This window comes from Acidilobus sp. (genome assembly GCF_049973875.1).
In the GTDB taxonomy this organism is placed as follows: Archaea; Thermoproteota; Thermoprotei_A; order Sulfolobales; family Acidilobaceae; genus Acidilobus.
In genome coordinates this window covers 1-12,250 of the sequence record NZ_JBMFJI010000026.1, presented here as the reverse complement: position 1 = coordinate 12,250, position 12,250 = coordinate 1, and the positions used below count along the sequence as shown (strand labels likewise).

Sequence of the window (12,250 nt, the reverse complement as noted above, 5' to 3'; positions counted from 1 at the left end):
AAACATGGTGTTGGAACTACTGTCCGGCACTGCGTCGTTCCTCGCACCTGCTCTTACAGAAACCAAAACATGGTGTTGGAACTCAGGTACAGACATCCCTACCACCTCTTTCCCGGGCCAGGGGAAACCAAAACATGGTGTTGGAACAACAACATCAACCTCAACAATATCCCTGCCGTCTTCAGCGGAAACCAAAACATGGTGTTGGAACCTTTACGCTAGAATAATGAAACTAAACGAGAAAGGGCTAGAAACCAAAACATGGTGTTGGAACACGTTGGAACTTTCACAAAGTCGCTGTAGATAGCAAAGGAAACCAAAACATGGTGTTGGAACGCAGGCGTAGTAGTGGCCCCTCATGAAGCGACAGTAGTTGGAAACCAAAACATGGTGTTGGAACACCATTTCTTCGGGGTATCCGTCCCAGTGCTTGTATAAGAAACCAAAACATGGTGTTGGAACATAAAGTAAAGTGCGAAAACGGGCCGCCAGTATCGACCGAGAAACCAAAACATGGTGTTGGAACAGGAGAAAGTCTATAGCGTCGTTAAACGTGTCCTCCACGAAACCAAAACGTGGTGTTGGAACTTAGTAAGTGCGTCTATCTCTATCCCCAGCTTATTGTGAAACCAAAACGTGGTGTTGCAACAGAGGGACGCCCCTGTCTACGCACAGCTCCCCATCAAAGAAACCAAAACATGGTGTTGCAACCTTCCAGTGTTGTAGACCTTGGACATTATGGCAACAGGTGATATGTGAAACCAAAACGTGGTGTTGCAACTGGGGGCCTCTGGGGCCTCCGGGTCGTTTAGTATAACACGAGAAACCGTGAACTAATGTTGAAGCTCAAACAATCGAGCCTTATTACTATGGGCTGTAGAGCAGAAGAAACCATGAATAGTGTTAAAACTGTGTACTGCCAGGTGTTGCCAGGGCGCCGCGCAGGGCGCAAAGCCGGGGCGCGACAAAACTGACTATGGGGAAGCGCAAGGACGCCCAGGGCTGCAGCGGAGGGCGCGCAAGTCTTGGGCCATCAGGTCACTGCTTTCCTGCGCACTTGAAATCTAGCTGGTTGACCTCGACCTCGAGCTCCCCATATCCCCTCGTGGTCCTCCTGCCCAGCCCATCTTGCCTGAGAAGACGACCGCTGCCAGAAGCAGCTTGAGCAGCTCTGGGGCCTTTACATTGCACCTGTTAAGTTCGTCCTGGTTAAACGCTATGAAGGTGGTGAACGTCACGCCTGGGTTCACGGCTAGGAACTTAACGGGGACCGGCATGACCTCGTACTCGTCCCTTACGTTGGGCCTGTAGTGGGGGTTTATAATGTCGGCTGTCAGGAGCCCCCTATCGCTTGAGGTGGGGTAGGCGTCAAATATCGTGAGCATGCCAGCGCTCCCGGCGCTGCCGAATAGGCAGTCGGTCAAGTTGCCATCATTAGTGACGCCGTAGAAGGCGTTCCTGAGTATGCCCTTAACCGCGCCGCTTGGAATAATAGGCACGTCCAGTATTGGGTTCCACGCCATGCCGGCCTCGGTTATGAAGTAGAGGGGGTCCTCAGCCGGCAATGACCTTGCCTCTGGTCCTCAGCGAGAGTCTTAGGTAGCGGAGGCCGAGCCCCCTGAGGGAGTCCCTCAGCTCCTCGACGTACATAGAGGCGGGGCTCAGCCTCGCCCTGAAGTCGGCGTTGTGCTGCAGGAGGAACTTAACTACCTCGTCCCTGGCTTAGCGCTGGGCCTTAGAGGGGTCGCTGGGGTACGTGTGAGGGTCGCCATTAAGTTGCATTTTTATTTTTATTAAAATATTTAAGTTAACTTAAATGCACGGCCTTCGCTGGCGCAACAGTGGTTTCTGGCGCGGAAACCAGCGCCACGACCGCAGTACACGAAGCCCAACACGATTCTGTGGCCGCACAGCGCTTTAGCCCATGTGTGAAGGGCCCTCGGCATGACGGGGACCGCGTTAGGAGGTCGCGGCCAGCACGACAGCCCATATAACAAGGAGGGCAACTGGGGCTGCCGCAGCCCTGAGAGGCCTCTGGGCATGGCGGCCGTCCTTTTAGTTCCATAATAGATACTCGCCGCCTCGGCCCCTAAGGCGGCTTCTTTGATTTCAAATGAGATGCCGTGAGGTTAACGTATATGCGGGACAGACGGCGGAAGCGCCGTCGCCTCCCTTAGGATGCGACTGTGGAGGCTTTGAGGGAACGTTTATATAATACCTTAAAGTAAAGTAAGATTGTCTTGGGTGGCCCGTTTGTCCAGCTCAGGCACACCTAAAGCACTCCCCCTTCTGGTTTACGCCGTGACCCCACTTCACGTGGGGGCTGGCAGGAGCCTGGGGGCCGTTGACCTGCCGATACAGAGGGACCCCTACAACTATCCAATAGTTATCTCCTCTTCGTTTAAGGGAGCGCTTAAGTCTCACTGCATAAGGACCTACGGGCTGGACATTGACGAGAAATCTGGGAGGGCGAAGTGCCAGGACGCATCAAACCCTGTCTGTTGCTGCCTCTTCGGCCCAGAGGTTGGGGACGAGTCCGGCAGCAGCATCCTTGACATCACTGACCTCATCCCGACCTTCGTCCCGCTTCCGAGCCTCACGCACGGCTTCATATACGCCACGTCTACCTACCTCCTCGACAAGGCCTCTGACGTCCTCTCGCTCACGGGGGATCAGGAGCTACTTGGACTTATCAGCTCAATCAGGTCGTCCCGGCCCACAAGTGATGTCGCCGACGCTGCGGGCGTCACGAGGCTGCTCATAAGGCTGCCTCAGAACGTATCTCCCGCCCTTAAGGTGATTAAGAGCCTTGGGTCCCTGGCCAGAAAGATTGACGAGGGCATCATCGTCTTTAGTGACGACGAGGGCGCCGAGATCCTAGAAAGGGCCTACATCAGGGTCACCAGGAACAGGATCAACATAGCTATCAAGACCGTCGCCGAACACGCGCTTTGGACGGAGGAATACTTGCCTCAGGGCACAATATTCATGGCGACCCTGATCCCCTCCACGCCGAAGAGGAACAAGTATTGCGGCGACGAGATCTGCAAGTCTGACTGCTTCAACGGCAAGCTGAAAGACTTCCTCGACAAGGTGAGCCAGGGAAGCGTTGACGCCAACTGGAGGCTCTTCCACGTCATGTTAGGGGGCAAGGAGACCGTAGGCAAGGGCCTCGCGAAGGTCGCTATCAAGGGCCCGTGAGGTGATAGGCTTGTCAGTAGACATAGCTATCGACGTTGCGAAGAAGCTCGAGGATCTCAAGAAAATATGCAAGCCGAAGGACGCCAAGGCCTCGGGGATAGAGGGGTACGTGAGGAGGGCTGAGGACTTCCCAGCTTTGATGCTGCAGGCCGGCCTTGTGTCGGCCCTCACGTTCTTCCTTTCAAAGGCGGACCTAGACAAGGTCAACCAGTACTTCAACTACTGGAAGACAGGGTATCTGCCCGCGCCTCTCTCCTCAAGCAGCGGCGAGACCAGTCCCCAGAGTGAGAGCGGTCGCAAATCATTTCACCCCTGTGATGACCTTGGAGAGGGCGCTGGCAAGGGATATTCAGCCTACACCGCCTCACTCTTCTACGTCCTCACCATGGCGAATGACTGCAAGATAAGCAGCATAGTCGTTAGTGATGTGCTCAAATGCCTTGATGCCCTTGAGTCAAGGGAGCTGAAGGTAGAGAGGAAGATAACGCCTATCCTGCTGAGGATCAAGGAGCTGAGCGTCATGCTGTCTCCAGAGTCCGAAGGTGAGGCCTCATGATTTCTCCTGTGGTTGAGGGGTGGAAGCAGGAGGTCCTTAACCTGGCCCGTAACTATGTCGATGAGCACGTGGTCTTCCGTGGAACCTTCGTGAACTACACGCCGTGGTGGGGAGGAAACTTTAACGCCGTTACACTCAACCTCTCTTCTAATAAAGAGGCCTATGTGACCTCACCTGACCCCAAGTCTATTGTCGGGAAGACTGTGTGGTTCATGAGGACGGCGTTCGGAGACTACTTTCTGAATAACTTGGGAATTACTAAAGGAAAGGAAAAGCGGAAGTCGAAAATAGCTGTAGTGGTCAGGTCTCCAACGCTAGTGGTTAACATGGATGATGGACTAGACAAGAATGGCAATAAGGTCCTATACTTCGGCCTGAAGTATAAGGATGACCTAATAAGTCTTCTGAATAAGGTCAACGAGAAGATTGGCAATAAAATAAGTAGTGAGGAGGAGAGAAAGAGGCGGATGTTTGATCAGTTGTGCAGAGAAGGTGGGGCTCAGGCATCAGAATACGAGATGCTTAAGGACTTCCTCACGGTCCTCTGCATCCCTAGGGTTCTCCTGAGGGTTGGGGGCAAGCTAATGGGGTGGTACTTTAAAGACCAATCATCCAATGGCCTCGCGCAGATTTTGGCCTTACTCCCGGTCAGGCCTCAGACGGTCAGATTCGAACTGGAGGTAAGGGCTGCCGGCGTTGAGGAGCGACTCGTGAAGGACTTTGTCGAGTCCCTGATCTTCACCCTGAACTACCTCGGGATTGGAAGCGGCGCTAACAGGGGCTTCGGCAGGTTCATGCTCGAGGGAAAACCATACGTCCCAAGTAAGATCAACGTTGAGTATAATGCTGAGGAGCTCTACCGCAGGTGGTCGAAGCCGCCTCAGCCTAAGAGGAACGACTCCTTCCCGGTGATAAGGGGGATAGTTGAGCTGGGCTCTCTTAAGGGGGGCGTAGAGGAAGCGCTGAAGTGCATCGGCGACTCCACGCTGAAAGTCAACTGGATGATCATAATGGGCCCCCCTTCGAGGTTGTCAGAGAGAGATCTACAGACGTGGGTCCTAGGTCTACCTAGGATCGGCTACGTCTTCCTTACGAAGAACAACAAGCGGATCCAGAGGCGCCAGTCATACATCGTGTTTAGCCTTACCCCCCAGAACCAGGGAGAGTATAAGCTGTTTGCAATCAAGTTCGTCCCGGTGAAGCTGGGCTCGGAGCTCGGTGTGATTGAGAAGGCCTATTACGTCGGTAATAGGGCCTCGAAAATTGACATTAGCCCTCAAAATGTCGAAAAATATATTGAAGAGGCCATGGACAACGTCCAGAAATACATTACGCAAGTATGCAAGAGCCGCTCCCTCACGGCTCCGCAGGGTACGAGGACAGGTGAGGGAAGGTGAGCGTGCAGGCCCAGCGTCCTAAGAACTTGATGTTGCATCTCATTAAGGAATACCAGACAAAATATAAGGATGCCTTGAATGGACGCCTACGGTGCGGCAAGAAGAAGCGTCAGGGGAGCCTTGAGGACGCAATTACTTGCATAAAAAGCGAAATTCTTAACGAGGCGCTGCAGTACGACTTCGGCCAGAACGTTAAGCTCGCGGACGAATACGTTAATGAGGTCGCGGAGGGCCTAACTCAGGCAGGGCTCGACGTTATTGACGTCAGGGCGAAGCTTTCGACCAGGCTCCTCTCTGGGGCTGCCGCGGACTTCCTGAAAGTTATATTCGAGGTCGGCATGCACTGGGATCAAGTCCTTGACCTGCCCTACGTGCCGGGGTCGTCTATAAAGGGGGTTATGCGGAGCAGCCTGCTTGACCTATGCCTGGAGAGGTACCACGCCCAGAGCGATTCCCTGGCCAAATGCGTTAACGCTGTCCTCAGCCTGTTTGGCTCTGGTGAGAAGTTCTTCGAAGCAGACTTCTTTAAGCTCAAAGACTTCAAGGTGTCGCCGCGCGTAGGCTCACTCGTAGTTTCCAACGCGTACCCTGTAGCCCTCCAGGACGGGAGACTCCTTGAGGGAGACATAATTAACCCGCACTACTATCGTAACAATGACGTCGTGAAGAACGAGTACCTCGTCATGCCTAACCCTGTGGTTCACCTAGCGGTGAGAGGGGGCACGACGTTTAGGTTCGTAATCGGGGTTGAGGACCTGAAGAACGCTGACGAGCTGGCCAACGTCATCTTTAACCGCAGCGTGAGGAGCTCGGTTGAGCTAGCCCTCCTCTCCCTCGCTTACGCCCTAGGACAGGGCGTTGGGGCCAGGACGAGCAAGGGCTACGGGGTTTTTAATATTGAGGGGGTCAACGACATAGTTATCCGCATGACCTCCCTTGGGTCTAGGAGGTGAGGTCACGTGGGGTGTGAGCTGGGAAGCGACTTAATTAAGGTGAAGACGTTCGCCCTCCTTCACGACCCAGCCTGGAAGCCTTGGATGGTAACTGGCTACATGAAAGATTGGGGCGACATATCGAGGCCTATGAGGGCAATCATGAAATTTGATAAGAAAATCAACGATCTTATAAATTCTTATGGGGGATACGAGGGCGACGTCAGAAACCTAGAGGCCCACGAGGCGGAGGCCTTCACAATAGCCAAGGTGATTGCTGACATTAAGGATAGGGAACAGCTCGACGAGGTAATAGATGTCGTCAGGAGGGCTGACAGGTTTGCGTCAGGCATTGACAGGTTCCTAAGCCCAGGGCCCCAGGTCTCGAGGCCGGTCCCGCCATACAAGCTGAACATCTTCAACCCAGACTTGAGGTACCCGGTCTCATGGGACACCGAAGCGTTGAAGAACGGCATCATCTACTTCGTCGAGAACCTCCTGTGCTGGTTCCCAAAAATAGGCGATCCCAAGCTGCGGTACAACGCGCTATACGCGACCCTTGAGCTCCTCTGGTATAGGCACAACCCGGGCATCGTGCCGGTCGCGGACACCAGGGTTCCAACGCACTCCGTATTTGACCACCTCTATGCCACCTCGGCCCTCGTCAACTGGCTCGCTTGCAGCGACAGGCCGATGGGGTACTTCGTTAAGATAGACATACCGGGAATACAGGACATAATAGGCAGGGCCAGGAAGGCCTCGGATCTGTGGGCTGGGAGCTGGATAATATCATACCTAGCATTTAAGACCGTGGAGCAGCTTGTCTTTGATTACGGGGCTGACGTAGTCCTTGAGCCGTTCATGGGGTTGAACCCGTTCTTCATATCAAGGCTTCTCGGGAAGCTTGAAGAAGACTCATCCAAGGCTTCCGACCAGGAGTATAAGGGTGCGGTGAAAAGACTCGAGGACCTCATACCAGGATTCCTCAAGACCCCTTACCAGCCTGTGATGCCAGGCACTATATACCTGATGCTGCCGCCCCTCCCGCCATTCCATGATAAGGAGGCCATTGTGACAAAGCTCAAGGAGTATTACACTAAGGCGTGGAAGGATCTCGTGGACGCAGTGAAGAATGTGATTCCAAAGATGGTGAAGAGCAAGGATTCCGAGAACCTCATCAAAGCGCTTGACGTCATGAGACTTGGCGAGCACCCTTTGGCCCCACTGAAGGTCTACATGCTGGACGTTAGCAGAGTGTATGACGAGTTCATAGGCAAGGGCACTGAAGCCATAAAGTTGTCCAATGCGACTAAAGGGCTGTCAGAGGTGATGGGACAAATAAGCGAGGAGGACGAGGATATTGTTAAGGAGATACTCAGCCCGCTCTTCATAGAGTACCTCCTGAGCAGCATAGAGAAGCCCAAGGAGTCCATAAAGTTAAAGGTGGGCTACGGGATTACCCTGACCCCCGAGGTTCAGGAACTAACTAAGGAGAAGTATGAGAACAAGGAGAGGTACCTTATCTGCACCTCCTGCGGCATCCTGCCCGCGGCGGTTTCAGGGTCCGCGGGTGAGGGGCTCGCTAATGATGAAGAAGACCTAGACGAGAGGGAGCACCTGTGCCCATACTGCTATTTGAAGAGGCTTGTCGGCAAGTCCGACCTGGTCGCGACTTCAAAGGGGCAGAAAGGGCTCTTTGACTTACTCGGGTTCTACGCCGATCCTGAAAGCAGCTACAGGCCCCTCTTCTCAACTAGCGACCTGGCCAACCTGAACCTCTGGAGGGAAATACTTAAAGTAGTTGAGGAGTGCATGCATGGCCAGTCAGCGTTAGGTGAGGTGCCAAGACCTCTTAAAGAGTACGCTGAGCTAGGCGGCTTCTATAATTATCTAGCCTATCATGTCAAGATCTTTGAGAAGCTCCTCAGCCCGAAGAGGCAGGAAGTTAATGAAGCCATAGAGGCCCTGAAAAAGTTCGCCGGGTGCAAGGAGGGGTTTGCCGAGGAACTCGCTGAAAGGGCGAACACATTCTACGGCATAGTGAAGGGCGACGGCGACTTCATAGGTAAGAGGGTCGCCAGGGGAGGCATATCAATGAGCCTCGCCGAGTACCTGAGACGTACTAGGACGGGCTTCAGAGCCGACGATATACAGAAGACAATTAGCAACGCCTCAGTCCTAGCTGAGGTCATGATAAGGTTGTGCCTCGGGCCAGAGGACGTGCTGAACACGTTCAACAAGGGCTGCAGCTTAAACGTTAACATAAGCGACAGTGACAGGAAGTCCCTCGCCGAAAAGGTTAACATGGTCCCTGTCACGCCCGCCTACCTAACGGCGCTCTCGAGGGCGCTCATGGTCACAGCCCTAGCAGACTCCGAGACCGTGGGCGACAGGGGCCAGGTGGTTTACGCCGGAGGGGATGATGTCATGTTCCTGTCGCCCCCGGAGGACGCCCTGGACCTGCTGATGAAGACGAGGGTCAACTACTGGGGCTCCGCGTTGGGATCGCCTGGCTTCAACTTCACGCTAGGCTTCCACGTTCTCTCAGGGGCTGCCTTCGACGCGCTGGCAGTTTACGGAAGGAGCTACGGCCTGCTTATGGCCCACTACAAGGACCCCGTGTACCAGCTCTGGGGGCTCGCAGGGGAGCTTGAGGAGGTCAAGGACTCCGTGTGCGTCAGGAAGGGCCAGGGCGGGTTCAGCAAGACAAAGGACGTCACTGTGGTGCTCGGAGGTAGAGGCCTTGGGGGCGTCGAGGATGCCGCAATAATTTACAACTACCCTGAGCCGGCCGGGAGCTCTGGGCTCGGCCTCAGGACCCTCGAGCTCCTGAAGGAGCTGGGGAAGCACGTGAGGAAGGGCTCCGAGGCCTCTAAGGAGCTCTCGTCAAGCTTCATACAGGACTGGCTGAGGTTCGACAAGGACATATTTGCAGCGTTCCCAGCCCAGTCAATAGAGTACCTCTTCAGCAGGAATGCCCTCGTCAGGGACTGGAGGGACAGGCTCAAGGACCTCTACACCAACATGGTAAACATGGACGTGAGCGTTGCCGTGAGCCCAGATGACAGGTGCGCTAACGTTAACAACGCGGTGGACCAGCGCCATGAGATAATTAAGGCTTACAAGTTCCTGGAGGTGTGAGGCCATGTACGTGCTCCTCACCCCCCTGGAGCCCTCGCTCTTCAGGTGGCGCGGCGAGTACTCGCCTAACTTCAGCGGCCCCATGAACAGGGGGACCTCTGAGCCGCTGCCCCTCATAAGCACGGTGGCCGGGGCCCTGTACTGGAAGGCATACGGAGTGGACACCTCGGGCAGGGACCTCGATGCAATCAGGGATGGGCTCGGCAGGCTCTGGGGGCCGCTGATCTACGTAGAGGGCAGGCTGAGGTCCGACGGGAAGGGCGACAGGTACGTACTGGTTCACCGCTACCCCGGGAGGCTGGCCGTCTACAGGGTGGAGGGGAACTCCATAGTCAGCGTGGCCGCTGGCGGCAGGGCCTATGAGATAACCCCCCTGAGCGTCACTAAGATAGGCGTGGGCCTGGACCTGGGCAGCAAGGCTGCCGCGGAGCACCTGCTTTACAGCGCTCAGCTGGTCGACCTAAGGAACACGGTAATGTCCCACTTCGCGGACGTGAGGAGGTGGGGAATACTCGTGAGAGTTGAGAAGGAGCTGCGCAACGTCTCGGGCGTCGTGCCGCTCGGCGCCGACGGCAGGCTGGCCTCGGTGTCGCCGGCGGACGACATAAGTCTGCCCGCGTCAGAGGGCTGCAGCACCTCCGTGCTGCTCTCGCCGGCCCTAATACCGCTGGAGCGCCGGGACCTCGCGCTCTTCGACGACATACTTAACGTCAGTCTGGATGGTCGCCCGCTGAGGGAGCTCGTCGCAGGCGACGCGCGGGTTGAGATCATAGGCGTCGGCTACAGCACCTCGCTTAACATCAGGAGACCCATGTACTTAGCGTTGATGCCGGGCTCCGTGCTGAAGAACGTAAAGGGGGACTCCATAGGTTACATGAATGAGTTTGGCTGGGGCTCCCTGCTCAGGTTCTGCACCCCTTAGGCTATTAGGCGCGTTTTTACCCCTGCACCTTTTGTCCTGGGAGCGACTAGGCCCTCAAGGCAGCGGACTGGCCGGCCAAGGCCCTGGGGGCTCCGCGGATTACCTAATGCGACGCTCACGTTAGCGGCTTCCCAGCGGCGCTGTGACGCCCAGGCAGCGACTACCCAGCGGCGGCCGCACTGGGCGATTCAGCCGAGCCCCGGCGTCGGCGGCCTACCGCTAACAGGGCCTTAACGCCGTTTGAACTAAAATAGGCCGCGGGGCCTCCCACCGGGGGATCTCGGCCTTGTCGGACGGCGACAGGAGGACCCTGATCCTTCTCGTGGCCCCCCTGGGCTCAATAGCCCAGCTCAGGGGCGCGACTTACGTAGTCGACGAGGGCTGCAGGCTCAAGTCCAAGTGCAAGGTGCCCTCGGCGGTGGTCAGCTACGCCTACCTGAGGAGGAAGTTCCCGGGGGCGGACCTAAGGGTACTTGGCCTGCTGCCAGAGTCCCTGATGGCCGAGCTCGACAACGTGCCTGACAGCTATGATAAGGCCGTGAGCGAGCTCAAGGAGGCCCAGCTCAACAACATAAAGGAGGGCCTCAGCCTCCTCGAGGAGGTTAACTGCGGCCTGGGCGGCCTGGCCTCCGACTTCACTAAGGACCTGAGGCTCGAGGTGGTCCCCATGGGCGGCACGTTCACCATGCCCAAGTCCGTGGGCGACGCCTGCAGGGGCGAGGGGGCGTCCAGGGACGTGAGGGGCCAGCTGAAGGTTGAGGCCAGCCTCTACGACTCCCAGGCCGTGGCCGCCTACCTGATATCCAGGGAGCTGGCCGCGCTCAGGGCCGTGGACTACGACGAGGTGAGAATATACGTTGACGTCACTAACGCCCCCAACCAGCTCCAGGTTATGACCGTGAGGGCGGCCGAGGGCGCGGTCTCGGCGCTGTCAATGTCCACCTCCGTGTTCCTCGGCTTCTCGGCCCTGGACCCCTACGTGGCTGGAGGGGAGCTGAGCCTGAACGTGGTCGAGCAGAGGCCTCTGCCCGGCATAAGGCTTCCCTCGGGGAGGCCCGGGAGGCTCCTGGAGCCGAGGGTCCAGGACAAGGACGTCATAGACGTAATCAACAAGCTGAGGAACAGGTACATAACTGCAATCCTCAACCTGGTGGGGGCCGCGGCCTCGATAAACCTGGGGGCCCTGTTCCTGACGCCGTACCTCCTCAGGGAGGCCGGCATGGACCCGCTGAGGGTGGCCGAGGCCCACGTGGCTAAGTACTTCGAGCTCACCGAGGTCACAGGGCAGGGCGGCTCGGTGACCCTCAGGAGACGCATTAAGATCCAGGAGGGCCTTGAAACTATCTCATACCTGAGCCTGGCAGCCAAGGCGATGTTGAGGCTCGACGGGGAGGGCTGCGTGAAACTTAAGGGGCTGAAGGATGTGGCGGAGACGCTTGAGGACAGGGGGCTTGGCATAGCTGTCAACGCGGTTCAGGAGTACAGCAGCATCGTTAAGGCGGCGGAGGGCAGGGACCTCTCCGCGGGCATGTGCCTTCAGCAGCTCAAGGGCCACTCGCAGTCAAAGACCAACGACAGGGAGGTGGCAAGGGACCTCGTGGCCCACGCGGGCCTCGTTGAGAACGTAGTGATAATAAGGGGGAGGGGCGAGGACCTGAGGGCGTGCCTTTCATGTAGCGCGGCGGCCTCGGGCGGCGATCCATTGGATTACCTTCGCGGGCAAGTTTACGCGGCCTCTGGCCTGCAGCAGTAGAGCGGCACAAGGACAGGCCGCAGGGCCGCGGGGGACGGCGCTTAGTTAGGCGCTTCCATGCACGGGCGCGTTGGCCGCAGGTGGCGCTCTGCCTTCTGGCTTCGCTCAGCGCCTTCCTAGAAGCCCTAGGCCCCACGCTTCAGCGCCATTTCATGTCATGGTTTCGGTGGGTAAGAAAGTGGCGGAGTACAAGCAGATGTTCATGTTGCAACACCATGTTTTGGTTTCGCTTTATGAGGGCTACGACAACGAGGAAACCATCGAAGACGTTGCAACACCATCCTATGGTTTCTTCTAAGTGAGCGTGAGAGGTGAGGGATGTGAGCGGGAAGTTGCAACACCATCCTA

At 56.6% G+C, this 12,250-nt stretch carries 8 protein-coding genes and 1 CRISPR repeat array; of the genes, 7 read left to right on the top strand and 1 reads right to left on the bottom strand.

Translation table 11 applies throughout. The features are described 5' to 3' along the window. Positions 1-58: 58 nt before the first annotated feature. Positions 59-781: direct repeats of the CRISPR family, unit length 24 nt; unit sequence GAAACCAAAACATGGTGTTGGAAC. 283 nt (positions 782-1,064) lie between these two features. Continuing rightward, complete coding sequence (gene cmr6 / locus ACP5H1_RS07145; RefSeq protein WP_427973481.1) at positions 1,065-1,565, bottom strand: type III-B CRISPR module RAMP protein Cmr6; 501 nt, start codon at positions 1,563-1,565, stop codon at positions 1,065-1,067. Positions 1,566-2,253: 688 nt separating this feature from the next. Between cmr6 (ACP5H1_RS07145) and cmr4 the strand changes: the two genes are divergently transcribed. The 7 genes from cmr4 to ACP5H1_RS07110 all read left to right on the top strand — a co-directional run bounded on the left by cmr4 (position 2,254) and on the right by ACP5H1_RS07110 (position 11,902). Next, positions 2,254-3,201, top strand: a complete 948-nt coding sequence (gene cmr4 / locus ACP5H1_RS07140) for a type III-B CRISPR module RAMP protein Cmr4 (RefSeq protein WP_427973478.1) — start codon at positions 2,254-2,256, stop codon at positions 3,199-3,201. A 10-nt stretch (positions 3,202-3,211) separates the two neighbouring features. Then, complete coding sequence (gene cmr5 / locus ACP5H1_RS07135) at positions 3,212-3,757, top strand: type III-B CRISPR module-associated protein Cmr5 (protein ID WP_427973475.1); 546 nt, start codon at positions 3,212-3,214, stop codon at positions 3,755-3,757. After that, a complete protein-coding gene (locus tag ACP5H1_RS07130) occupies positions 3,754-5,154 on the top strand; it encodes a hypothetical protein (RefSeq protein ID WP_427973472.1) in 1,401 nt (466 codons plus the stop codon). Before cmr5 ends, ACP5H1_RS07130 begins: the two co-directional genes overlap by 4 nt. After that, a complete protein-coding gene (cmr6, locus tag ACP5H1_RS07125) occupies positions 5,151-6,107 on the top strand; it encodes a type III-B CRISPR module RAMP protein Cmr6 (protein WP_427973469.1) in 957 nt (318 codons plus the stop codon). Before ACP5H1_RS07130 ends, cmr6 (ACP5H1_RS07125) begins: the two co-directional genes overlap by 4 nt. 6 nt (positions 6,108-6,113) lie before the next feature. Continuing rightward, a complete protein-coding gene (gene cas10, locus ACP5H1_RS07120) occupies positions 6,114-9,227 on the top strand; it encodes a type III-B CRISPR-associated protein Cas10/Cmr2 (protein WP_427973467.1) in 3,114 nt (1,037 codons plus the stop codon). A 4-nt stretch (positions 9,228-9,231) separates the two neighbouring features. After that, the gene (locus tag ACP5H1_RS07115) at positions 9,232-10,149 is read left to right on the top strand and encodes a type III-B CRISPR module-associated Cmr3 family protein (protein WP_427973465.1); all 918 of its coding nucleotides are present in this window, start codon (positions 9,232-9,234) and stop codon (positions 10,147-10,149) included. Between the two features lie 286 nt (positions 10,150-10,435). Next, positions 10,436-11,902, top strand: a complete 1,467-nt coding sequence (locus ACP5H1_RS07110; protein WP_427973463.1) for a hypothetical protein — start codon at positions 10,436-10,438, stop codon at positions 11,900-11,902. Positions 11,903-12,250: the final 348 nt, after the last annotated feature.